Source organism: Nocardia sp. NPDC058114 (assembly GCF_042884695.1).
Lineage (GTDB): Bacteria > Actinomycetota > Actinomycetes > Mycobacteriales > Mycobacteriaceae > Nocardia.
This window is the reverse complement of the sequence record NZ_JBHVTK010000016.1, coordinates 28,034-50,821: the sequence shown is the minus strand read 5'-3', so window position 1 is coordinate 50,821 and position 22,788 is coordinate 28,034. Positions and strand designations below refer to the sequence as shown.

Below are 22,788 nucleotides of genomic sequence, written 5' to 3'. Positions count from 1 at the left end.
CATGGGCTGGAGCAACGGTCCGCCGACCTGGTCGGAGCTGGAGCGGGTGCTCTCGGGCAAGCCGAGCGGCAGGCCTACGCAAGACTTGCACCCGGGCGACGGCGGCGACAGTCCGGCCTGGTCACGTAAACGCGGCGAGTACCACGCCGCCGAGCTCGACCGGCCGACCGGCCCGACGGTGCCCTACGCGGAGCTGCACACCCACTCCGCCTACAGCTTCCTCGACGGGGCGAGTCAGCCGGAGGAGCTGGTGGAGGAGGCGGTGCGGCTCGGTCTGGAAGCGCTCGCGCTCACCGACCACAACGGGTTCTACGGGACCGTCCGGTTCGCCGAGGCGGCCAGGGAATGGGGAATGCCAACGGTTTTCGGTGCCGAACTGTCACTGGGAACCGATGCGGAGGCGGCGCCGGGCCGAGGGGATGCGGTCCGGCGCCGTTCTGTCCCTCGGGGCGGGGTGCGTTTCGTGCCGGGTCGAACGCAGGCGCGCGAAGCAGATACTGATGGGCCGAGCGGGGACACGGCTGACGGCGGTTCGGCCGAGCCGCGAAACGGGCACGCGAACGCGCCGGACTCAGTGCCGCGCACTGGATCTCCTGACCCTGACGGTCCGCATCTGCTGGTCCTCGCCAGGGGTCAGGAGGGTTATCGGCGGCTGTCACGAGAGATGGCGGCGGCGCATATGGCCGCGGGGGAGAAGGGTGTTCTGCGATACGACCTGGACGCCCTCACCGCGGCGGCGGGCGGGCACTGGCATATCCTCACCGGCTGCCGGAAAGGCCACCTGCGCACCGCGCTCGAACACGATCTGCGCGGTGGCGATATCCGGCTACCGAAAGCCGAAGCGGCCCTGCGGGATCTGCTCGAACGATTCGGCGCCGATCGGATGAGCGTGGAGCTCACCCATCACGGCATCGCCACCGATGACGAGCGCAACGCGCTGCTGATCGCGCTGGCCGACCGGCTCGATGTTCCCGTACTCGCCACCACCGGTGCGCATTTCGCCTCTCCGGCGCAGCGTCGCCGGGCGATGGCGCTGGCCGCGATCCGCGCCAGGAGCAGTCTCGACGAGATGGCGGGCTGGCTCGCGCCCACCGGCGGCGCGCACCTGCGGTCGGGTGCGGAGATGGCGCACCTGTTCGCCGACTACCCGCACGCGGTGGCGAACGCGGCGGTGCTGGCTCGCGAATGCGCGTTCGACCTGGGGTTGATCGCCCCGAAGCTGCCCCCGTTCGACGTGCCCGCCGACCATGACGAGAACTCGTGGCTGCGCGAGCTCGCCCTGCGTGGTGCCGCCGAGCGCTACGGGCCGCCGGCGCGGAACCCGCAGGCGTACCGGCAGCTCGAGCACGAGCTCGCGGTGATCGAGAAGATGGAGTTCCCCGGCTATTTCCTGGTGGTGCACGACATCGTCGAGTTCTGCAAGAACAGCGACATCCTGTGTCAGGGCAGAGGCTCGGCCGCCAACTCCGCGGTCTGCTACGCCATCGGCATCACCAATGTCGACCCCGTCGCCAACCAGCTGTTGTTCGAGCGGTTCCTCTCGCCCGAGCGCGACGGACCGCCCGATATCGATGTCGACATCGAATCCGACCGCCGCGAGGAGGCCATCCAGCACGTCTACGCCAAGTACGGTCGCGACTATGCCGCCCAGGTGGCGAATGTGATCACCTATCGCGGCAAGTCCTCGGTGCGCGATGCCGCACGCGCACTGGGCTTTTCACCGGGGCAGCAGGACGCGTGGAGTAAACAGGTGAGCCGCTGGTCCGGGGTGGCCGCCGAGACGGGCACCGATATCCCGGACGCCGTGCTCGAGCTCGCGGGCGAACTCGACGGTCTGCCACGGCATCTGGGGATCCACTCCGGCGGCATGGTGATCTGCGATCGGCCGATCGCCGACGTATGTCCGGTGGAGTGGGCGCGGATGGCCGGGCGCAGTGTGTTGCAGTGGGACAAAGACGACTGCGCCGCAGTCGGTTTGGTGAAATTCGACCTGCTCGGCCTCGGCATGCTCTCGGCGCTGCACTACATGATCGACCTGGTGCGCGAGCACAAAGGCGAGCAGGTCGAACTGCACGCGCTCGATCTCACCGAAGCCGGTGTCTACGAGATGCTCTCGCGCGCCGACTCGATCGGGGTGTTCCAGGTGGAGTCGCGCGCGCAGATGGCGACATTGCCCCGGCTGAAGCCGCGTACCTTCTACGACCTGGTGGTGGAGGTGGCGCTGATCCGGCCGGGGCCCATCCAGGGCGGTTCGGTGCACCCCTACATCCGCAGGCGCAACGGCAAGGAAGCGCCGGTCTGCGATCATCCCGCGCTGGAGAACTCACTCGCCCGCACCCTCGGTATTCCGTTGTTCCAGGAACAGCTGATGCAGATGGCCATCGACGTGGCCGGTTTCAGTCCCGCCGAAGCCGACCAGTTGCGCCGCGCCATGGGCTCCAAACGCTCGCCGGAGAAGATGGAACAGTTGAAGGACCGCCTCTACCAGGGCATGCGGGACCTGCACGGCATCACCGGCGCTCTCGCCGACCGCATCTACGAGAAGCTCTACGCCTTCGCCAATTTCGGTTTCCCCGAGAGTCATTCGCAGAGTTTCGCCTCGATCGTGTTCTATTCGTCGTGGTTCAAGCTGCACCATCCGGCGGCGTTCTGTGCCGGGCTGTTGCGTGCGCAGCCGATGGGTTTCTACTCGCCGCAGTCGCTGGTCGCCGACGCCCGCAGGCACGGGGTGCGCGTGCACGGCCCCGACATCAACGCCAGCCGTGCCGAGCCCACCCTCGAGAACGCGGGCACCGAGATCCGGCTCGGCCTGTCGGGTGTGCGGCACATCGGCGTCGATCTCGCCGAGCGCATCGTCGCCGCCCGTGCCGAACGCGGCCCCTTCACCTCGATGCTCGACCTCACCGGGTGCGTGGAACTCACTGTCGCCCAATCGGAATCGCTCGCCACGGCGGGAGCGCTGGACGTTCTGGTCGATACCGAACCGCGCGCTGCCGGCGCTGCGACGCACGAACCGTTCACCGGCGACAGCCGGAGTTGGGCAGCAACACCTGCCGCGCGAGCTTTGGACACGGATCATCGAGTGCTCGAACAAGGTTACGGCCCGCCGGATTCAGCTGTGCCAAAGGATTCGCGTGGCAGCAGCGTGCGCAGGGCGGCATTGTGGGCGGCGGGCGCGGCGGCTGTGGAACGTCCGGATCGCCTCCCCGGCACCGGTCCAGCCACTGTCGCCCCGGCGCTGCCCGGCATGAGCGCGCTCGAACTCGCCGCCGCCGATGTCTGGGCCACCGGCATCTCGCCGGGCTCCTATCCCACCGAATTCCTTCGCGCCCATTTGAACTCACTCGGGGTGGTGCCCGCGTGCGATCTGTTGCTCGTCGAGGACGGCGCCCGCATCCTGGTGGCGGGCGCCGTCACCCATCGTCAGCGCCCCGCCACCGCCGCGGGTGTCACCTTCCTCAACCTCGAGGACGAGACCGGCATGGTCAACGTCGTCTGCTCGGTCGGCCTGTGGACCCGCTACCGCCGCCTCGCCCAGAACGCCACCGCCCTGCTCGTTCGCGGCCGCATCCAGAACGCCGAGGGGGCGGCCAGTGTCGTCGCCGACCACCTCGAACACCTGGACCTGACCATCGTCGCCCGCTCCCGCGACTTCCGCTGAGATTTTGGAGCGCTGGCGCGCTCGAGCGGGGCCCCTGAGGCCCCGATCTTCCCTCCCTCCGGGTACTCCTTCGTCGCACCCTCCGGTCAGTCCAGATCGGGGCGGGCCCCTTTGGGTAGAGACATACAGGGACTACCCGGCTCAGGGTGTGCACGCATGGGGCGATGTGTCCGCCGAGTTGAACGCCAGCCGGGGGTCCGCTGACGCACTACGCTGCGAACATGCGCAAGCTTGCCGTGGTGATGATCGCGTTGCTCGGACTCGTGTTCCTGGTGGGGTGCGGCGACGACGACAGCGAGGACCGTGCCGGTAAGGCGTCCTCGCCCACTGTCATGGGCGGACCCGCTCCCGCGGTGACGCCCGGTTTCCGGGAGGGCGCCCCGCAGCAGGACAGCCCGGCGCCGACGGACCAGTCGAACCGGAAAGAGGTGATCACCGGGTCGGTGGATGTCACCTCGGGGGACCCGATCGCCGCCGCCGCGACCGTCACCGAGCAGGTCCGCGCCGTCGACGGCCGGATCGACAGCCGCACCGAACAGCCCGGCACCGACAAGCGTGCCGCTCGGGCCGTGCTCAGTGTGCGGGTGCCCGCCGACAAGACCGACGCCTTCATCACCGGGCTCGGTGGGGTGGGCACGGTGACCCGGGTGAGCACCAACCGCGACGATGTCACCATGCAGTGGCAGGACCTCGACGCCCGCATCCGCGCCCTGCAAGCCTCCGTCGACCGGCTCAAAGCGCTGATCACGAGCGCCACCAACACCGCCGACCTGATCGCCGCGGAGGAGGCACTGTCGAGCAGGCAGGGCGAACTCGACAGTCTCACCGCGCAGAAACGCAGCCTCGACGATCAGGTCGCGCTGTCGACGCTCACCATCACCCTCACCGCCGACGACAAGAACGCACCCGGCGACCCGGACAACTTCTGGGACGGCATCGTCTCGGGCTGGCACTCGCTGATCGACTGGTTGCAGGACGCGATCGTCTTCGTCGGCAAGGCCGTACCGTGGCTGGGCTTCCTCGCGGTGATCGGCGGATTGCTGTATGCCGCACTGCGATTGCTGCGCAGGCGCCGTCGCACCGCAGCGCACGTGTCCACCGCTCCCGCATCCGCACCCGCAGCCACCGCTCCCGCGCCTACCGCACCGGCAGCCACCGCATCCGAGGCCACCGCATCCGAGGTCGGCGCATCAGGCGGGCCCGAATCGGCAGCATCCGGGAAGGAGACCCCCGGTGCCCACAGTGCGGGCGACGATCAAACCGAACAGCCGTAAAGGCCCACTCGTCGAAACCGCCGAAGACGGCACTCTCACCCTCTACGTCCGCGCCCCGGCGGTCGAGGGCAAGGCCAACAAGGCCGCGATCGAACTACTCGCCGATCATTTCGGCGTAGCCAAGTCCGCCGTTCGGCTGACCGCCGGCGCCACCTCACGGTTCAAGCGATTCGACATCGACTGAGTCAGACCGCGCCCGGAAAGCCCAGCTGCCGCCAGGCTTCGTACACCGACACCGCCGCCGCGTTCGACAGATTCATCGACCGCCGCCCCGGCAGCATCGGAATGCGCACCTGCTCGGTGATCTGCGGATCGGCCAGTACTTCCGCGGGCAGACCGGTGGGCTCGGTACCGAACAGCAGCGCGTCGTTGTCGCGATAGGCGATATCGGTGAAACGCGTGGTGGCCTGGGTGGTGAAGGCGAACACGCGGCCGGGCCGGATCGCCGCGAACGCCGTCGCCAGGTCGGGATGCACGGTTACCACCGCGAGGTCGTGGTAGTCCAGTCCGGCCCGGCGCAGCTTGGACTCCGAGAGGTCGAAGCCGAGCGGTTCGATCAGGTGTAGCGCGCAGCCGGTCCCCGCGGCCAACCGGATCGCATTGCCGGTATTGGGCGGAATCACGGGCTCGTGAAAGATCAGGTGCAGCACAGCGGACCACTCTGTCATGCGCCACCCCGTCCGCGCGCAGGCGGTATCTGGAACAATCGGGCTCGTGAACGAGGCGGAGACGACCGGCAAGCACCGGGTCGCGCGGTTGAGCGCGGGGGAGCAGTACCTGCGCAGTCATCTGCCGATGACCGTGGTGACCGCGCTGATCGTGATCGCGGTCGGCTTCGTCGCGTGGGACCGGTGGCGTCGCGGCGCGCTGATCTTCGGCAGCGCCGCCCTGGTGGCCGCCGCGTTCCGGCTGTGCCTGCCGACCGTGCAGGTGGGATTGCTCGCCGTGCGCAGCCGCCCGTTCGACGTGGCGGCGCTGACCGCGCTCGGCAGCGCCATCGTTTTCCTGGCCGCCACGATCAACACCCTCGGCGTCAGCTGAGACAGAACCGGGCGCGTCGGTCGACGCGGCCGGTTCTGGTTCAGGGTTCAGGCGGAGGTCTTGTCCCACAGGCTGCGGGTGCCGTTGCTGCCGTAGAGCGCGCGAGCATCGCCCGGGCTGATCGTCGCCCGGGTTCGCGGTGGCGCGGTGCGCTCGTGGGCAGCCAGGATCTGTCCGGTCATCTTCGCGACGTACGGGGCAGCCATGATCAGCCCACGGTTGCCGCGACGTGCGGCCGCCCAGACGATCGCCTTCCCCGGGACACGCACGGAGGCATCGACAACGCGGGGCATGTCGAATCGGCCGAGCTCGCGCATCCAGGCAGGCAGCGTCGAGATCGTCGCCAGCGACAGCACCCGACCGCCGGCGGCGAACGTCATGCCTTTGCTCACCGACGGCCACAGCAGAAAGTGCATGGCCTCCACGGCCCGCTCGCTGACGCACAACTGCGGCCGGACGCGTTCGAAGTAGGCGCGCACCTCGGCCCGATTGCGCGGTACATCCGCGGGCTTACAGGTCTGCAGTTCGGCGGCGATCACGCATTCGGCCCAGTACCGGTCCTCCTCGTCGGGACTCAGCGGGCCGGGTCCGAACATCTCGTAGGCCTTGAGGACCGAATGCCACCCGGTGACATGGATCCACAGCTGGGAGTCGGGGTTGTTGGCGCTGTAGCGCTTGCCGCTGATCGGTTCGATGCCCGTCATCGGCGCGTGCACCTTCATCAGGTGTTCGGATGCCTGGATGGCGGTGCGGCCGTCACCGAGCGCGACCAGCAGGAAGTAGGACAGCGTGTGGTCGAGGCGGGTGGCGGGATTGTCGTAGATCCCGTGTGAATCGGCGACCGCGGCGGTCAGGAACGGATCGAAGTGCTCGAGGGTGACTGCGCGCTGGAATCCGATCAGCGCGGTCGGCGCCGCCCACACCTTCCAGGTGGGGGAATCCGGCCCGAAGAAGCCGTAGTCGTCGCGACGCAGAGTCGACGCATCGAAAGCCATTGCACATGCCCCTTTGCAGTGCGAGAAACAGTTGAATACAACACCACCGTAGCAATGGCTCGACGTGAATACAACGGTTGCGTAGGATTTGTGCCGACAGGGTCGGCGGGTATCGTCGGCGAGCGAAAGGCAGGTGGGCGGTGACCTCGACGCAGGAGCAGCGACCTCGACGCCGCTATGCGCCGCGCCTGCCGCCGGAGCAGCGCCGCGCGCAACTTCTCGACGCCGCGTTCACGGTCCTGGGCCGGATGGAACTGCACGAGTTGAGCATGGAGGCCGTCGCGCAGGAGGCGGGCGTCGGAAAACCTGTCCTGTACACGGTGTTCAAGACCCGCGCCGAACTCGTCGAAGCGCTGCTGGAACGCGAACGGGAACGCGGACTGGATCAGATCGCCGACACGCTGCCCGAAGACCTGCTCGGCGCCGATCCGTTGGCTGCCGCCTCGGCGACCGTCGAAGCGTTCGTCGGTGTGGCACTGGCGAATCCGACCCGCTGGCGGCTGATCCTCGCCACCCCGGCGAGTGCGCCCGACGAATACCGTGCGGCGCTTCGTGCTTCGCGCGCCGAAATCTTGGAGCGCGCGGAATCGCTTGTCCGCATGGGCATCTCCGTGCTGCCGCGATGGTCGGGCATGGATGCCGGACTACTCGCGAACTCGACCCTCACCATCGCCGAAATGCTCGGTCGGCTGGGGGTCAGCGAGCCGGAAGAGTATCCGCGCGAACGACTTCAGGCCTACGTTCGCTCGATCGTCACTCTGCTGACCGGACCCTGACGGCTCAGCGGTTCTCCCGCGCCAAGCGCATCGTCTCGGTGAGCAGCTTCGACACGGCGGCCGCCTCGGTGAGGAACCCGTCGTGCCCGTCGCGGGAGTGCACGATCTCGAGACCCGCGCAGCCCGGCAGTCCTTCGGCCAGCTCGGCCTGGGTGTGCAGGGGGTACAGGCGATCCGAGTCGACTCCGCCGACCACGCACGGCACCGCAGTGGAGGCCAGCGCGGCGGCGACGCCGCCGCGCCCGCGCCCCACGTCGTGGCGGTTCATGGCCTCGCTGAGCAGTACATAGGTGGCCGGATCGAAGCGCGAACACAGCTTGTCGGCCTGGTGCTCGAGGTAGCTCTGCACCGCGTACCGTCCGCCGGTCCACGGGTCCTCGTCGCCCTGTGCCTTGTTGGCGAAGCGGTGATCGAGTTCGCCCTCGGTGCGGTAGGTCAGGTGCGCGATCCGCCGGGCCAGGCCCATACCGGTCATCGGCGCGCGACCGGTGCCGTGATAGTCGCCGCCCTGCCAGTCGGGATCGGCCGTGATGACGGCCATCTGGGTGGTCTGGGTGCCGATCTGGTCGGCGGTGGCACGGGCGCCCACGGCCAGCACGAGCGCGGCGCTGACCCGCTCCGGCAGGCCGATGATCCACTCGAGCACCCGCATGCCGCCCATCGAGCCGCCGACGACAGCGCCGAGCCGCTCGATCCCGAGCACCTCGAACAACTGCGCTTCGGCTTTCACCTGGTCACGGATGTTCAGCTCGGGAAACCGCGCGCCCCATGGCTTTCCGTCGGAGGCGAGTGAGGACGGGCCGGTGCTGCCCTTGCAGCCGCCCAGCACGTTGGTCGCGATCACACACCACTCGTCGGTGTCGATCGGCGCGCCGGGCCCGACCATGCCCTCCCACCAGCCGGGCGCCCCGTCGGGCCCACCGACGACATGGGAGTCGCCGGTGAGCGCGTGTTCGACGAGCACCACGTTGTCCAGGGTGGGCGAGAGCTCGCCCCAGCGTTGCACCGCCAGCCGCACATCGGGGACGACGGCGCCGTTCTCCAGCGCCACATCCCCGATGGCGACCAGGCCGACGCGCCCGTCCGGCGGCGGCAGCAGGGCCACCCCGGTTCCTGGTCGGGCGATCGGCGATTCGGTGCTCACAGTCACGTCGTCGCCGCCGCGAACCCGGCCCGCAGATCGGCCAGAATGTCGTCGATTCCCTCGATGCCCACCGCGAGCCTGACCAGGCCGGGAGTGACGCCGGCCGCCAGCTGCTCTTCGGGCGTCAACTGCGAGTGCGTGGTCGACGCCGGGTGAATCACGAGTGAACGCACATCACCGATGTTAGCTACATGGCTGTGCAGGCTGAGCGCGTCCACGAACTTCTTGCCCGCGTCGACGCCGCCTGCCAGCTCGAACGCCACGATCGCGCCCGCGCCCTTGGGCGCCAGCTCCTTGGCTCGCGCGTACCAGGGCGAGGACTCGAGGCCCGCGTAGAAGACCGCGTCGACGCCCGGCTGCTCGGCGACGAACTCCGCGACCGCCTCGGCATTGCTGACATGCCGTTCGACCCGCAGGCTCAGCGTCTCGATGCCCTGGGCGATGAGGAACGCGTTGAACGGCGAGACCGCGGCACCCAGATCGCGCAGCAACTGCACGCGAGCCTTCAGCGCGAACGCGGGCGCGCCCAGATCGGCGAACACCGCACCGTGGTAGCTGGGGTCGGGCTCGGTGAAGCCGGGGAAGCGCGCGTTGCCGTCGGCGTCGCGCACCGTCCAGTCGAAGGTGCCGCCGTCGACGATCACGCCCGCCACGGCCGCACCGTGCCCACCCAGGTACTTCGTCGCCGAATGCACGACGATGTCGGCGCCGTGGGCCAGCGGCTGGATCAGGTAGGGGGTGGCGACGGTGTTGTCCACGATCAGCGGAAGGCCGTTCGCGTGCGCGACACCGGCGATGCCGGGAATGTCGAACACCGCGCTGCTCGGGTTGGCGATGGTCTCGCCGTAGAACGCCTTGGTGTTCGGCTGGATCGCGGCTTCCCACTGCGCGAGGTCATCGGGATCCTCGACGAACGAGACCGTGATTCCCAGCTTGGGCAGCGAGTAGTGGAAGAGGTTGTAGGTGCCGCCGTAGAGGTGCGGGCTGGACACGATGTGGTCGCCCGCGCTCGCCAGGTTCAGGATCGCGTAGGTCTCCGCGGCCTGGCCCGAGGCCAGCAGCAGCGCCGCGACGCCACCTTCGAGTGCGGCCACGCGCTGCTCCACCGCGTCCTGGGTGGGGTTCATGATCCGGGTGTAGATGTTGCCCGGCTCGGCGAGACCGAACAGCGCGGCGGCGTGATCGGTGTCGCGGAAGGTGTAGGAGGTGGTCTGGTAGATCGGCAGCGCCCGCGCGTTGGTGCTCGCGTCGGGAGCTTGGCCCGCGTGGACCTGCTTGGTCTCGAAGGACCAGTTCTCGGGCAGGGAAGAGTCAGTCATGTCGTGCTCCAAATGGGTGTCAGCCGGGGGATCTCGTCAACTGGGTCGGATCGACTGGCAACAACACATGGGGGCCTCCTGCAGTGCGCGCTTGCTCTCGACTTTCGAGAGCCCGGTCATCACCCGGAGCACCCCACCGCAGCTGGAGGGTTGCCGACCAGCGAGCCGGGGCTTGGCGCTGGTACTCATGACCTTGCCGTCATGTTAACCGGAGATCTCCCGCGGGCGGAAACTTCCCCCGCATTTCCCGCCGAAGATCACTCGCCGGACGGTGTGCCGAAGCCTGGCGTGTCGTCCACCGGTGCGCCACAGACCTGCCGCAAGCCGTGGTAGGCGCGCAGCACGGCGTCGCGCGTGACCCGAACGGCTACCGTCGGTGACCCGCTCAGCAGTGCCTGTTCGGTATCGGCGACCGAGAGATGGCACAGCATCTGCCAGATCCCGGCCACCAGCTTCACCGTGAAGTCCTCCGGTGACGTGCCCATCCGCTGCGCGAGTTCGGTGCACACCGCGACGTTCTTCTTCTCCGCGTATTCCAGCGCGCGCGCGTTGACCGACTGGCTGGTGCGCATGATCCGCTGCATCTGCAGGAACTGACGGATGAACCGGATACCGTCCGCATCCGCCTCGGCCTGGACCACCTCCAGGTAGGCGCCGCACAGTGCCTGGAGTTCGTTGCCGGTGTTCGGCTGGGAGCGCAGCGCGACGGCGACGGAGACCCCGAAGTCGTCGATCGGGGCAAGCACGATGTCTTCCTTGAGCGCGAAGTACCGGTTGACGGTGCGTGGGGACACATCGGCACCCGCGGCGATCTGCTCGACCGTCGTCGCGTCGAACCCTTGGCTGTCGCACAGGTCGAGTCCGACCGCCACGATCGCGGCCTTGGTCTGGAGTTTCTTGCGCTCGCGCAGGCCCAGCGGCGCGCCGGCAGCCGGTTCGGTCGTCCGGTCGGCGCTGATCGGAGTGGTCGAGTCCAGCATTTGACCAGCCTACCGTGTCGGCCGCTTTATCTGTCCAACTAGGTCAATTGGCGCAGTCAGACATTTTTCTCTTGACGCCAATTGTCTCACAGTGCCAGGATTGGTCCACACTGATCGAGTGACGAGGAGTCCTGGTGACCAGCACCGAGATAGAGACGAAACATGTTGATTCCCAACAGAGTTCGATGCGGTGGTGGGCGCTGGTCGTGCTCTCCGCCGCCCAGTTGATGGTGGTGCTCGACGCCACCGTGATCACGATCGCCCTGCCCTATGCCCAGCGTGACCTGGGGATCAGCGACGGCGACAAACAGTGGGCGCTCACCGCGTACACACTCATCTTCGGCGGCCTACTGCTGCTCGGCGGACGGATGGCCGACTATCTGGGCCGGCGCCGGATCTTCCTGGTCGGCCTGGTCGGCTTCGCCGCCGCGTCGGCGCTGGCGGGGCTCGCGCAGACCGGTCCGCAGTTGTTCGTCGGCCGAGGTCTGCAGGGTGCGTTCGCCGCGCTGCTCGCCCCCGCGGCCTTGTCGCTGTTGTCGGTGATCTTCACCGACGTGCAGGAACGGGCCCGCGCGTTCGCGGTGTTCGCCGGCATCACCGCCGGTGGCATCGCGTTCGGGCTGATCGTCGGCGGCGCGCTCACCGAATTCGCGTCGTGGCGGTGGACGCTGCTGATGAACACGCCGATCGCGCTCATCGCGGTAGCCGGTGCGGTGGCGGTGATCGCGCGCGATATCCCGGTGCCCAGAACCGGCGGCTACGACCTGCCCGGCGCCGTCACCGTGACATTCGGCTTGGTGTCGATCGTCTACGGATTCAGTCGCGCCGCCGAACACGGTTGGCTGGCGGGCAGCACCCTCGGCCTGCTCGGGGCAGGCTTCGCCTTGCTCATCGCGTTCGTCTTCATCGAGGCACGCTCGGCGAACCCGCTGCTGCCACTGCGAATTCCGGGTGAGATCAATCGCGGCGGCGCCTTGCTGGCCGCGCTGCTGATCCCGATCGCGATGTTCGCCATGTTCTTGTTCCTGAGCTTCTACTACCAGAACACCCTGGGCTATTCGCCGCTGAAGGCAGGCATCGCGTTCCTGCCGTTCCCCGTGGGCATCGGGATCGCGGCGGGCATCACCAGTTCGCTGATGCCCAAGTTCGGGCCGCGTCCGCTCATGGTGGTCGGCGCGCTGCTCGGCGTCGTGGGACTGCTGTGGCTGGCACAACTGAGCTACGGCGACGGGTACGCGCTGAGCGTGCTGCCCGCGCAGCTGTTGATGGCGCTCGGGATGGGCCCGCTGTTCGTCGGGATGCAGGCCGTGGCCCTGCATCAGGTCGACGCCGAGGACTCCGGTGTCGCCAGTGCCCTGCTCAACGCCGCCCAGCAGGTCGGCGGCGCCGTCGGCACCGCCCTGCTGACCACCCTGTCGGTGCAGGCCGCGGAGAACTACGTCACCGACAACCCGACCGTCGACCACCTGATCGAACGCGCCTCGATCTACAGCTACGACGTCGCGTTCTATATCGGCGCCGGCTTCTTCCTCGCCGCCGCCGTGGTGATCGCGGTGATGATCCGCGACAAGCCGGAGAACCTGATCGAAGGCGACGAACACGCGGCCGCGATACCCGTCGCGGTCTGACCTTCTCGACGAGGCCCGCGCTACGACGCGGGCCTCTTGTTACCACTCAGTAGCCGGTCAAGGCCCGATCGGGTGATGACAGGCGGGCCGGCAGGGCTGTCCCGCACAGTGGGGCCTCCCGTCGCGGTGAGGTGGGGGACAGCAGTACGCTCGTCTTGTTTGCACCACACGTCCCGCAGACAACGCGGGGCATATACGTTGTCTGTTGGAACTGCTGGGGTCCGCTCACAAGCGTGTTCGCCTAGCCGTGCAATAAGGGCACCCACCGAGGAGGACACGAAGATCCATGTCCAAGATCAAGGTTGAAGGCACCGTTGTAGAACTCGACGGCGACGAGATGACCCGGATCATCTGGCAGTTCATCAAGGACAAGCTGATCCATCCCTATCTCGACGTGAATCTCGAGTACTACGACCTCGGCATCGAGTACCGCGACAAGACAGACGACCAGGTCACCGTCGACGCGGCCAATGCCATCAAGAAGTACGGCGTCGGCGTGAAATGCGCCACCATCACCCCCGACGAAGCGCGGGTGAAAGAGTTCGGCCTCAAGAAGATGTGGCGCTCGCCCAACGGCACCATCCGTAACATTCTGGGTGGCACCATCTTCCGCGCGCCGATCATCATCTCCAACGTGCCCCGGCTGGTGCCCGGCTGGACCAAGCCGATCATCATCGGCCGTCACGCCTTCGGCGACCAGTACCGCGCCACCGACTTCAAGGTTTACGAGGCGGGCACCGTCACGCTGACCTTCACCCCGGAAGACGGCAGCGAGCCGATCATCCACGAGGTCGTGAAGATGCCCGAGGACGGCGGCGTCGTCATGGGTATGTACAACTTCAAGAAGTCCATCGAGGACTTCGCGCGGGCCTCGTTCAACTACGGCCTGCAGCAGAACTACCCGGTGTACCTCTCCACGAAGAACACCATCCTCAAGGCTTACGACGGCATGTTCAAAGACACCTTCCAGGAAGTCTTCGACGCCGAGTTCAAGGCCGAGTTCGACGCGGCGGGCCTCACCTACGAGCACCGCCTGATCGACGACATGGTCGCCTCCTCCATGAAATGGGAGGGCGGCTACGTCTGGGCCTGCAAGAACTACGACGGCGACGTGCAGTCCGACACCGTGGCCCAGGGCTTCGGCTCGCTCGGCCTGATGACCTCGGTGCTGCTCACCCCGGACGGCAAGACCTGTGAGGCCGAGGCCGCGCACGGCACGGTCACCCGGCACTACCGTCAGCACCAGCAGGGCAAGCCGACCTCGACCAACCCGATCGCGTCGATCTTCGCCTGGACCCGTGGCCTCGAACACCGCGGCAAGCTGGACAACACCCCCGAGGTGATCGGCTTCGCGCAGGCGCTCGAGGACGTGGTCATCAAGACCGTCGAGGGTGGTCAGATGACGAAGGACCTCGCCGCGCTCGTCGGCGGCGACCAGGGTTACCTGAGCACCGAGGAATTCCTCGGCGCGCTGGACGTCAACCTGGCTCGCGCTCTGAAGTGAGATAGCCCCGGTTCGCAACCGCGAACCTGCACGGCTGTGAGAAAGCGCTCGCATCGAATCCGATGCGAGCGCTTTTGCGTCCGTACCCGGCGGTTGTTCCCACGGTGGGGTAACTCACGCTCGTTTCGGGTAGCTAATGGGTAGTCGTGCCCGTTGCATGGAAGCGTGACTTCTTCCATCGCAGCCCCCGATCGTCTCGACGTGCCACGCACCAGCTGGCATGTCCCGGCGATGCTCGCGTTGGCGCTGGGTGGATTCGGGATCGGGACCACCGAGTTCGTGACCATGGGGTTGCTGCCCGATATCGCGCGGGCCTTCGATATCTCCGAGCCGTCGGCCGGGCACGCGGTGTCGGCGTACGCGCTGGGGGTCGTGGTGGGTGCGCCGCTGATCGCCGCGTTGTGCGCGCGGGTGGCGCGCAAGAAGTTGCTGATCGTGTTGATGGTCGCGTTCACGCTCGGCAATATCGGGACCGTGCTCGCGCCGACCTTCGGCACGCTCGTGCTCGCGCGGTTCGTGTCCGGTCTGCCGCACGGCGCGTACTTCGGCGTCGCCTCGCTGGCCGCCGCCACGCTCGCGCCCGTGGGGCAGCGAGCCAAGGCCGTGGCCGCGGTGATGCTCGGGCTCAGCGTGGCGAATGTGATCGGGGTGCCCGGCGCGACCTGGCTCGGTCAGCACCTGGGCTGGCGTGACGCCTATGTGGTCGTCGCCGTGATCGGCGTGGCCACGGTGGCCGCTCTGTGGCGCTATGTCCCCGCGCTGACCAGCATGAAGATCACCAACCCGATAACCGAACTCGGGGCGCTGCGACGCCCGCAGGTGCTGCTCACCCTGGCCGTGGGCGCGATCGGCTTCGGCGGCATGTTCGCGGTCTACACCTACATCGCCACCACCATGACCGATGTCGCGGGCATGCCCATCGGCGCGGTGCCGATCGTGCTGGCGCTGTTCGGTCTCGGCATGATCGTGGGCAATATCGGCGGCGGCATCCTCGCCGACCGCGGCGTCGACCGCTCGATCTTCGTCGCCATGATCGCGATGGTCGTGATCCTGGCCGGGTTCGTCCTGGCGGCGCACAACCCCGTCACCGCCGCGATCGGCGCCTTCCTCGTCGGCGCCTCGGGCGCGGCCCTGGCCCCCGGCCTCCAAACCCGCCTCATGGACGTAGCCGCCGACGCCCAAACCCTCGCCGCCGCCCTCAATCACGCCGCCTTGAACATGGCCAACGCCGCGGGCGCCTGGCTCGGCGGCCTCGTCATCGCCGCGGGCCTCGGCTACACCGCCCCCGCCATGGTCGGCGCGCTCCTGGCCGTCGTCGGCGTCCTCCTGTTCACCCTCACGGTTTTCCTGCAACGCCGGTCGGCGCAAACACGCCGTAACTGATTGGGGCCCTTGCGTACCTCGGCATACAGTGCCCCACATGCCGAGCCAACGCTTGGAGGAACTGATGGAGAGCACGCCTCAATATCGCGGCCGCATCGCTACCAAGTACATGGCGAAGGGGCGCGAGGAGGGGCTCGCGGAGGTGGACGCGAAGGTCGCCGAGACTGCTGCGCACGCGGTGCTCACCGTGCTGACTGCCCGCGGGCTCGAGCTGTCCGCCGCGTAGCGGGCGCAGCTCGCCGCGTGTACCGACCTCGACCAGCTCGACGCGTGGTTGACGCAGGCGGTCACCGCCACTCGTACCGACGAACTCTTCGGCTGACGCGCGAGTTGTGTCTACCTCGGCGGTTCAGTCGGCGGGCCGGGCCCAGCCGACGCTGAGTTGGACGGCTCGTTGCCAGCGTTCGTATTCTTCTTCGCGTATTCGACGGTCCGGCGACGGTATCCATTGGGCGGCGACCTTCCAATTGCGACGTAGGCCTTGGAGATCGGGCCAGTAGCCGACGGCCAGGCCCGCCGCGTAGGCGGCGCCGAGGGAGACGGTTTCGGTGACCAGCGGGCGCATGACCGGCGTGTCGAGGACGTCGGCGATGATCTGCATGAGCAGGTTGTTGGAGGCCATGCCGCCTGCTACCCGCAGGGACTTCGCCTGGAGACCCGCGTCGGCGTTCATGGCTTCGACCACGTCGCGGGTCTGCCAGGCGGTGGCCTCCAGGACGGCGCGGGCCAGGTGGCCCTTGGTGACGTAGGAGGTCAGGCCGATGAGCAGGCCGCGGGCGTCGCTGCGCCAGTGCGGGGCGTAGAGGCCGGAGAAGGCGGGGACCAGGTAGCAGCCGCCGTTGTCGTCGACTGTGCTTGCGAGAGTTTCGATCTCGGGTGCGGTGGCGATCAGGCCGACGATATCGCGCAGCCACTGGACGAGAGATCCGGTGACCGCGATCGGCCCTTCGAGGGCGTAGACCGGTTCGGAGCCGACCTGGTAGCCGATGGTGGTGAGCAGGCCGTGCCGGGAGCGGATCAGTTCGGTGCCGGTGTTCATCATGAGGAAGCCGCCGGTGCCGTAGGTGCATTCGGTTTCGCCCGGGGCGAAGCAGGTCTGGCCGAACAGGGCCGCGTGCTGGTCGCCGAGGGCGGCGCCGATCCGCACGCCGGGGACGACGGTACTCGCGGTGCCGAAATCGCCGGTCGACGGTTCGATGCGGGGGAGCATGGCGGGCGGAATGTCGAAGAACCGCAGCAGTTCCGCGTCCCACTGGCGGGTGGCGAGATTCATCAACAGGGTGCGGCCGGCGTTGGTGACGTCGGTGACGTGCTCGGCGCCGCCGGTCAGATTCCAGATGAGCCAGGATTCCATGGTCCCGAAGAGAACGTCGCCGCGTTCGGCTCTGGCGCGCAGACCGTCGACATTGTCGAGTAGCCAGCGCAGGCGAGGTGCGGCGAAATACGTGGCAAGGGGAAGCCCGCTCAACTCGGTAATGCGGTGTGCTCCAGGCAATTCCCTCATCTGATCGACCAGCTCTTCGGTGCGTACGTCCTGCCAGACGATGGCCAGCCGAACCGGCAAACCGGTGTGCCGATCCCAGACAACGGTGGTCTCGCGCTGATTGGCGATCCCGATCGCGGCCACCTGTTCGACGGTGATCCCGGCATCGCGCAGCGCCGCGGGCACGATCCGCTCCACCGTCCGCCAGATCTCGAGCGCGTCCTGTTCCACCCAGCCCGACCTGGGATAATGCTGACGGTGGGTCCGCTGCGCCATTCCGGCCAGCCGGGCGTGCTGATCGAAGACGATGCACCGGCTCGAGGTGGTGCCCTGATCGATCGCGAGCACGAAGCGTTGCGTCATCGGCAGCTGCTTTCGTCGGCGGTGCGGGGTGTCACGGTAGCGGCACGCCTGTTCACGGGGGCTGTCGCAGCGAAAAGCGTGGTGGCACAGTTCATTGCGCTGCCGTCAGATCGCGGTGCACCGCGAGAGCGGCGGCGCGCACCTGCTCGACCGTGGCCTGTCGGGTTTGTAAACGGTTGTCGCACAGCCGATCCGTCGGACCGGTGATGCCGATGGCAGCGACGACGAGGCCACCTCTGGCTCGAATCGGCGCGGCGATCCCCGCTTCGCCCGAGCGGTACTCCTCGACTTCGTCTGCCCAGCCCCGCCGTCGCACCTCGGTGATCGCGCGGTCGAGTCGGTCGCGTTCGGTGATCGTCCGCCGGGTGAATGCCTGGAGCGCACCGACTTTCGCCGCGGCGTCGTAGGCGAGCAGGACCTTGCCGAGTGCGGTCGCATGGGCGGGCAGTACCTCGCCGACTGCCAGGGCCTGCTCGCTGTTGTCGGGCCGGAAGACGTGGTGGATCACCGTGATCCCGGTATCCCGCGCTACCGCGATCCGTACCGATTCCCCGGAGCGCGAGGCGAGGGCGTCGGCCCGATGGATCGCCCGCGAGCGCAACTCGTTCACGTCGAGCCGATCGGTTCCGAGTTCGCCGATCGCGGGGCCGAGCAGGTACTTGCCGGTGAGCGCGTCCTGGCCGACGAATCCGACCCCGAGCAGCGTCCGCAGGATGCCGTGCGCGGTGGGTTTGGCCAGGTCGAGCGCGGCCGCGATCTCGCCGACGCCCAGCGGCCCCGGTCCGCGCGCCAGCAGCCGCAGCACGGCGGCGGCGCGTTCGATCGACTGGATCGGGCCGGGCATGGGCCCGAACCTACCACCGTTCAGCATTGTCGAACGCTGCTTGTGGTGCCCGTGTCCGCGCGTTCCTAGCGTGGGCTTCGGGCACAGGTGCCCGAACGGCGGACTCGACGACGAGGTCCGGGAAGGCGAGAAGATGAACCGGTACGTGGGCGCGATCGACCAGGGCACGACGTCGACGCGATTCATGGTTTTCGACCACAGGGGCACCGTGGTCGCCCGCCACCAGCTCGAACACTCGCAGATCATGCCGCGCCCCGGCTGGGTCGAACACAATCCGGACGAGATCTGGGAACGCACCCGCACCGTCGTCAAGACCGCCCTCTCGCTCGCCGATCTCACGGCCGACGACCTCGCCGCCATCGGCGTCACCAACCAGCGTGAGACCACCGTTGTCTGGAACCGCCACACCGGCCGCCCCTACGGCAACGCCATCGTCTGGCAGGACACCCGCACCGACCGCATCATCGCCGACCTCGACGCCGCCGGGCACAGCGCGCTCATCCGCGAGAAGACCGGCCTGCCGCCCGCGCCGTACTTCTCCGGCGGCAAGCTGAAGTGGATCCTGGACAACATCGCGGGCGTGCGCGCCGATGCCGAGCGTGGTGACGCCCTGTTCGGCACCCTCGACAGCTGGCTGATCTGGAACCTCACCGGCGGCGTGCACGTCACCGACCCCACCAATGCCTCGCGCACCATGCTGATGGATCTCGAAACCCTCGACTGGGACGACGACCTCCTCGCGATCTTCGGCATCCCGCGCGCCATGCTGCCCGCCATCGCGCCGTCGGCGAATCCGCGACTGTTCGGGACGACGAAGCCCGACGGCCCGTTCAAAGGCTCGGTGCCCATCGCGGGCGTGCTCGGCGATCAGCAGGCCGCGGGTGTCGGGCAGGTGTGTTTCCAGCCCGGCGAGGCCAAGAACACCTATGGCACAGGCAATTTCCTGATGCTCAACACCGGCACGGAGATCGTGCGCTCGAACCACGGCTTGATCACCACGGTCGCGTATCAGTTCGGCGACGACAAGCCCGCCTACGCGCTGGAGGGGTCGATCGCGGTCACCGGGTCGGCCGTGCAGTGGTTGCGCGACCAGATGGGCATCATCGCGGGCGCGGCGCAGATCGAAGACCTCGCCGGGCAGGTGGCCGACTCCGGCGGCGTGTACTTCGTGCCTGCCTTCTCCGGTCTGTTCGCGCCGTACTGGCGACCCGATGCCCGCGGCGCGGTCGTCGGGCTCTCGCGCTACAGCAACAACGCCCACTTGGCCAGGGCCACCCTGGAATCCATCGCCTACCAGACCCGCGACGTGGTCGAGGCCATGCAGCGCGACGCCGGGGTCCGACTGGCGACGCTGCGGGTGGACGGCGGCGTCACCGTGAACCAGTTGGCCATGCAGATCCAGGCCGACCTGCTCGGCGTCCCGGTCTCGCGACCGGTCGTCGCCGAGACCACCGCGCTCGGCGCCGCCTACGCCGCCGGACTGGCCGTCGGTTTCTGGAGCGGCACCGGCGAACTGCTCGACAACTGGTCCGAAGACGTCCGCTGGTACCCCACCTGGTCCGCGGAGCAACGCGAACACGGCTACCGCCGCTGGCTCAAAGCCGTCGAGCGCACGCTCGACTGGGCCGAAATCTGAGTCACCCCCGATACTTTCGAGAAGGAGATCATCGTGTCTGTGCAACTGGACCCCACCTACCGTGAGCAGGCTGTCGGCACGCTCGACACCGCCGAGGTCGATGTCCTGGTCATCGGCGGTGGCGTGACCGGCGCCGGCGCCGCGCTCGACGCCGCCTCGCGCGGCCTGTCGGTAACCCTGGTCGAGGCACGCGATTTCGCCGCAGGCACCTCGAGCCGTTCGTCCAAGCTCATCCACGGCGGCCTGCGCTACCTGGAACAGATGGATTTCGCGTTGGTGCGCGAGGCGCTCAAAGAACGTGGGCTACTGCTGAATACGCTCGCACCGCACCTGGTGCACCCGGTGCCGTTCCTGTTCCCGCTCCAGCACCGGGTGTGGGAGCGCGCCTACATCGGCGCCGGTATCGCCCTCTACGACACCCTCGGTGGCGCGCGCACGGTCCCGATGCACAAGCACCTGACCCGTTCCGGCGCACTGGAACTCGCGCCCGCGCTACGTGACGACGCGCTCACCGGCGCCATCCGCTACTACGACGCGCAGGTCGACGACGCCCGCCACACGATGATGATCGCCAGGACCGCCGCCGAGAACGGCGCCACGGTGCTGACCCGGACCAAGGTGATCGGGCTGGAACGTGACGGCGAGAAGGTCGTCGGCGCGCGTGTCGAAGACCTGGAAACCGGTCTGACACACACCATTCGGGCCCGTACCGTGATCAGCGCGACCGGCGTCTGGACCGACGACATGATCAAGATGACCGGCGTGGACTTCCCGTTCCACGTCCAGATGTCGAAGGGCGTGCACATCCTCGTGCCGCGCGACCGGCTGAACCTGCACACCGGCATGATCATGCGCACCGAGAAGTCGGTCCTGTTCGTCATCCCGTGGGCCGAACACTGGATCATCGGCACCACCGACACCGAATGGGCGCTGGACAAGAACCACCCGACGGCCACCGCCGCCGACGTGCAGTACATCCTCGACCACGTCAACGCGCTGCTGCGGGAGCCGCTGACCAGGGCCGACATCGTCGGCACTTACGCGGGCCTTCGCCCGCTGATGACCGGCGCCACGAAGGAGACAGCGAAGCTCTCGCGCGAACACGCCGTCGCCGAACCCGCGCCGGGCCTGTTCGTGATCGCGGGCGGCAAGTACACGACCTACCGGGTGATGGCCGCCGATGTCGTCGACGCCGCCGCCGCGCGCCTGGGCGGGGAGATCCCCGCCTCGGCGACCGCGCAGTTGCCCATCGTCGGCGCGGCGGGCTACTTCGACATGCTCGCCGAGGTGACCGACCTGTCGGTGTCACAGCGGTTGCCCGTCGACGTGGTGCAACACCTGCTCGGCCGCTACGGCTCCCTGAGCACCGACATCTTCGGCCTCATCGCCGCGGACGCCGCCCTGCGCCACCCGCTTCCGGGCGCCTCGGACTACATCGCCGCCGAGATCGTCTACGCCGTCACCCACGAGGGCGCCCTGCACCTCGACGACATCCTCACCCGCCGCACCCGCATCTCGATCGAGGTCCCCGATCGCGGCCTCGCCGCCGCGCCGGAAGTCGCCCGCCTGATCGCACCGCTGCTCGGCTGGAACGAGGAGACCACCAACGCCGAGATCAACCGCTACTACGACCGGGTCCACGCGGAGCTGGCCGCCAACGAAGCGGGCGACGACGCCGCCGCCAACGCCGCCAGACTGGTCGCAGCCCGCTGAACTCCGCCGACAGCACCGCGGCATCGCAGCCCTCGCACACGCGAAGGAGTGGGTCACCGCGGTGCTGTGGCGCATCGGGCAGGCGAACGTAGTCGCCGATCCTCGACCTCCGTGCCGCGTGGTGGCTAGCGTGGGCACATGGAATCGCGAATCACCCCCCGACGAACCCCGGCGCTGTCGTGAGCCGGGGCACCATCCTGATCACCGGCGCCAGCTCCGGACTCGGCGCCGAGATGGCGCGCCAGTTCGCCGCGCTCGGGTACGACCTCGGCCTGTGTGCTCGCCGGACCGAGCGTCTCGACGAACTGCGCACGCAGATCCTCGCCGACCATCCCGAACGCGTCGTCTCGGTGAAGCAACTCGATGTCACCGACGATGCGGCGGTGTTCACCGTCTTCGACGAGTTCGCCGAGGAATTCGGCACCGTCGACCGTGTGATCGTCAACGCGGGACTGGGTAAGGGCGCGCCGTTGGGCACCGGCCATCACAAGGCCAATCGCGAGACCGCGGTGGTGAATTTCCTTGCCGCCCTGGCCCAGAGCGAGGCGGCGCTGAAGATCTTCCGCGCGCAGGGCCGCGGCCACCTGGTGATGATCTCCTCGATCTCGGGCCTGCGCGGCATGCCCAAGACGCTCACCACCTACGCGGCGACCAAGGCGGGCGTCGCGGCGCTGGCCGAAGGGGTTCGCGCGGAGGCGATTGCGGGCGTGGACGTCTCGGTGATCTACCCCGGCTACATCCGCTCGGAGATGAACGATCGCGTCAAGCATCAGCCGAAGTTCATGGTGGACACCGAAACCGGCGTGCACGCCATGGTCGCCGCGATCGAGAAACGTCGGGCCAATGCCTACGTGCCCGGTTGGCCGTGGGTACCGCTGGGCTTCGCGCTGCGCACCCTGCCGCTACCGGTTGTCCGAAGATTGATCTGAAACCAGCCCCGCACCCCCCGACCTCGAGGAGGGGCCGCCGCGCAGCGGCGGTTGGCGGGCCGGCCCCCCCAGACGTGGGGGGGGGGGTGGGGCCGGCGAGGCAACAACACGGGGC

19 protein-coding genes and 1 riboswitch are annotated in these 22,788 nt (G+C 68.2%); of the genes, 12 read left to right on the top strand and 7 right to left on the bottom strand.

Annotated elements, in window-relative coordinates:
- Position 1: 1 nt before the first annotated feature.
- The 3 genes from ACFVVI_RS33690 (at position 2) to ACFVVI_RS33680 (ending at position 5,119) form a co-directional block, all read left to right on the top strand.
- Positions 2-3,661 carry an error-prone DNA polymerase gene (locus ACFVVI_RS33690; protein ID WP_387448811.1) on the top strand — a complete coding sequence of 1,220 codons (3,660 nt, stop codon included), beginning with the start codon at positions 2-4 and terminating at the stop codon, positions 3,659-3,661.
- Between the two features lie 221 nt (positions 3,662-3,882).
- On the top strand, positions 3,883-4,935 hold the full coding sequence (locus ACFVVI_RS33685) for a DUF4349 domain-containing protein (protein ID WP_387448808.1): 1,053 nt from the start codon (positions 3,883-3,885) through the stop codon (positions 4,933-4,935).
- On the top strand, positions 4,895-5,119 hold the full coding sequence (locus ACFVVI_RS33680) for a DUF167 domain-containing protein (protein ID WP_378635378.1): 225 nt from the start codon (positions 4,895-4,897) through the stop codon (positions 5,117-5,119). The genes ACFVVI_RS33685 and ACFVVI_RS33680 overlap by 41 nt, the downstream gene beginning before the upstream one ends.
- 1 nt (position 5,120) lies before the next feature.
- Here ACFVVI_RS33680 and ACFVVI_RS33675 read toward each other — a convergent pair whose 3' ends face one another.
- Entirely contained in the window at positions 5,121-5,603 is a 483-nt protein-coding gene (locus ACFVVI_RS33675; protein ID WP_379301651.1) for a tRNA (cytidine(34)-2'-O)-methyltransferase, read from the bottom strand.
- Positions 5,604-5,649: 46 nt separating this feature from the next.
- Here ACFVVI_RS33675 and ACFVVI_RS33670 point away from each other — a divergent pair, with 46 nt between their 5' ends.
- Positions 5,650-5,976, top strand: coding sequence for a DUF3017 domain-containing protein (locus ACFVVI_RS33670; RefSeq protein ID WP_235569656.1), 327 nt, complete (start codon positions 5,650-5,652; stop codon positions 5,974-5,976).
- Positions 5,977-6,023: 47 nt separating this feature from the next.
- On the opposite strand, the gene ACFVVI_RS33665 is transcribed toward ACFVVI_RS33670, so the two are convergent.
- A complete protein-coding gene (locus tag ACFVVI_RS33665; protein WP_387448804.1) occupies positions 6,024-6,971 on the bottom strand; it encodes an oxygenase MpaB family protein in 948 nt (315 codons plus the stop codon).
- A 140-nt stretch (positions 6,972-7,111) separates the two neighbouring features.
- On the opposite strand from ACFVVI_RS33665, the gene ACFVVI_RS33660 reads away from it, so the two are divergent.
- On the top strand, positions 7,112-7,747 hold the full coding sequence (locus ACFVVI_RS33660; protein WP_378996980.1) for a TetR/AcrR family transcriptional regulator: 636 nt from the start codon (positions 7,112-7,114) through the stop codon (positions 7,745-7,747).
- A 4-nt stretch (positions 7,748-7,751) separates the two neighbouring features.
- Here the strand turns inward: ACFVVI_RS33660 and ACFVVI_RS33655 are convergent, their stop codons facing one another.
- The 3 genes from ACFVVI_RS33655 to ACFVVI_RS33645 all read right to left on the bottom strand — a co-directional run bounded on the left by ACFVVI_RS33655 (position 7,752) and on the right by ACFVVI_RS33645 (position 11,190).
- Entirely contained in the window at positions 7,752-8,897 is a 1,146-nt protein-coding gene (locus ACFVVI_RS33655) for a homoserine O-acetyltransferase (protein ID WP_378996978.1), read from the bottom strand.
- Complete coding sequence (locus tag ACFVVI_RS33650; protein ID WP_387448799.1) at positions 8,894-10,210, bottom strand: bifunctional o-acetylhomoserine/o-acetylserine sulfhydrylase; 1,317 nt, start codon at positions 10,208-10,210, stop codon at positions 8,894-8,896. Before ACFVVI_RS33650 ends, ACFVVI_RS33655 begins: the two co-directional genes overlap by 4 nt.
- An 82-nt stretch (positions 10,211-10,292) precedes the next feature.
- Positions 10,293-10,403: riboswitch (SAM riboswitch) on the bottom strand.
- A gap of 64 nt (positions 10,404-10,467) precedes the next feature.
- Entirely contained in the window at positions 10,468-11,190 is a 723-nt protein-coding gene (locus ACFVVI_RS33645) for a TetR family transcriptional regulator (RefSeq protein ID WP_379314511.1), read from the bottom strand.
- Positions 11,191-11,324: 134 nt separating this feature from the next.
- Between ACFVVI_RS33645 and ACFVVI_RS33640 the strand changes: the two genes are divergently transcribed.
- The 4 genes from ACFVVI_RS33640 to ACFVVI_RS33625 all read left to right on the top strand — a co-directional run bounded on the left by ACFVVI_RS33640 (position 11,325) and on the right by ACFVVI_RS33625 (position 15,931).
- The gene (locus ACFVVI_RS33640; RefSeq protein ID WP_378996972.1) at positions 11,325-12,818 is read left to right on the top strand and encodes an MFS transporter; all 1,494 of its coding nucleotides are present in this window, start codon (positions 11,325-11,327) and stop codon (positions 12,816-12,818) included.
- 286 nt (positions 12,819-13,104) lie between these two features.
- Positions 13,105-14,322 carry an NADP-dependent isocitrate dehydrogenase gene (locus ACFVVI_RS33635; protein ID WP_067447965.1) on the top strand — a complete coding sequence of 406 codons (1,218 nt, stop codon included), beginning with the start codon at positions 13,105-13,107 and terminating at the stop codon, positions 14,320-14,322.
- Between the two features lie 231 nt (positions 14,323-14,553).
- Positions 14,554-15,705, top strand: a complete 1,152-nt coding sequence (locus ACFVVI_RS33630; protein ID WP_387448840.1) for an MFS transporter — start codon at positions 14,554-14,556, stop codon at positions 15,703-15,705.
- 64 nt (positions 15,706-15,769) lie between these two features.
- Positions 15,770-15,931 (top strand): hypothetical protein, encoded by a 162-nt coding sequence (locus ACFVVI_RS33625; RefSeq protein ID WP_387448795.1) that lies wholly within the window; start codon positions 15,770-15,772, stop codon positions 15,929-15,931.
- Between the two features lie 123 nt (positions 15,932-16,054).
- Here the strand turns inward: ACFVVI_RS33625 and glpK (ACFVVI_RS33620) are convergent, their stop codons facing one another.
- The gene (gene glpK / locus ACFVVI_RS33620) at positions 16,055-17,551 is read right to left on the bottom strand and encodes a glycerol kinase GlpK (protein ID WP_387448792.1); all 1,497 of its coding nucleotides are present in this window, start codon (positions 17,549-17,551) and stop codon (positions 16,055-16,057) included.
- Positions 17,552-17,642: 91 nt separating this feature from the next.
- Positions 17,643-18,395 (bottom strand): IclR family transcriptional regulator, encoded by a 753-nt coding sequence (locus ACFVVI_RS33615; RefSeq protein WP_387448789.1) that lies wholly within the window; start codon positions 18,393-18,395, stop codon positions 17,643-17,645.
- A gap of 133 nt (positions 18,396-18,528) precedes the next feature.
- Here ACFVVI_RS33615 and glpK (ACFVVI_RS33610) point away from each other — a divergent pair, with 133 nt between their 5' ends.
- The 3 genes from glpK (ACFVVI_RS33610) to ACFVVI_RS33600 all read left to right on the top strand — a co-directional run bounded on the left by glpK (ACFVVI_RS33610) (position 18,529) and on the right by ACFVVI_RS33600 (position 22,673).
- The gene (glpK, locus tag ACFVVI_RS33610; protein WP_378996963.1) at positions 18,529-20,031 is read left to right on the top strand and encodes a glycerol kinase GlpK; all 1,503 of its coding nucleotides are present in this window, start codon (positions 18,529-18,531) and stop codon (positions 20,029-20,031) included.
- A 33-nt stretch (positions 20,032-20,064) separates the two neighbouring features.
- Positions 20,065-21,744: a glycerol-3-phosphate dehydrogenase gene (glpD, locus tag ACFVVI_RS33605; protein ID WP_387448784.1), complete on the top strand. Its 1,680-nt coding sequence runs from the start codon at positions 20,065-20,067 to the stop codon at positions 21,742-21,744.
- Positions 21,745-21,923: 179 nt separating this feature from the next.
- A complete protein-coding gene (locus ACFVVI_RS33600) occupies positions 21,924-22,673 on the top strand; it encodes an SDR family oxidoreductase (RefSeq protein ID WP_387448781.1) in 750 nt (249 codons plus the stop codon).
- Positions 22,674-22,788 lie beyond the last annotated feature (115 nt).

What these genes read in the sequence shown, in the direction of transcription:
- ACFVVI_RS33690 (WP_387448811.1), top strand. Translation starts at nt 2, where the DNA reads ATGGGCTGGAGCAACGGTCCGCCGACCTGGTCGGAGCTGGAGCGGGTG.
- ACFVVI_RS33685 (WP_387448808.1), top strand. Translation starts at nt 3,883, where the DNA reads ATGCGCAAGCTTGCCGTGGTGATGATCGCGTTGCTCGGACTCGTGTTC.
- ACFVVI_RS33675 (WP_379301651.1), bottom strand. Translation starts at nt 5,603, where the DNA reads ATGACAGAGTGGTCCGCTGTGCTGCACCTGATCTTTCACGAGCCCGTG.
- ACFVVI_RS33665 (WP_387448804.1), bottom strand. Translation starts at nt 6,971, where the DNA reads ATGGCTTTCGATGCGTCGACTCTGCGTCGCGACGACTACGGCTTCTTC.
- ACFVVI_RS33650 (WP_387448799.1), bottom strand. Translation starts at nt 10,210, where the DNA reads ATGACTGACTCTTCCCTGCCCGAGAACTGGTCCTTCGAGACCAAGCAG.
- ACFVVI_RS33645 (WP_379314511.1), bottom strand. Translation starts at nt 11,190, where the DNA reads ATGCTGGACTCGACCACTCCGATCAGCGCCGACCGGACGACCGAACCG.
- ACFVVI_RS33635 (WP_067447965.1), top strand. Translation starts at nt 13,105, where the DNA reads ATGTCCAAGATCAAGGTTGAAGGCACCGTTGTAGAACTCGACGGCGAC.
- ACFVVI_RS33630 (WP_387448840.1), top strand. Translation starts at nt 14,554, where the DNA reads ATGCTCGCGTTGGCGCTGGGTGGATTCGGGATCGGGACCACCGAGTTC.
- ACFVVI_RS33625 (WP_387448795.1), top strand. Translation starts at nt 15,770, where the DNA reads ATGGAGAGCACGCCTCAATATCGCGGCCGCATCGCTACCAAGTACATG.
- glpK (WP_387448792.1), bottom strand. Translation starts at nt 17,551, where the DNA reads ATGACGCAACGCTTCGTGCTCGCGATCGATCAGGGCACCACCTCGAGC.
- ACFVVI_RS33615 (WP_387448789.1), bottom strand. Translation starts at nt 18,395, where the DNA reads ATGCCCGGCCCGATCCAGTCGATCGAACGCGCCGCCGCCGTGCTGCGG.
- glpK (WP_378996963.1), top strand. Translation starts at nt 18,529, where the DNA reads ATGAACCGGTACGTGGGCGCGATCGACCAGGGCACGACGTCGACGCGA.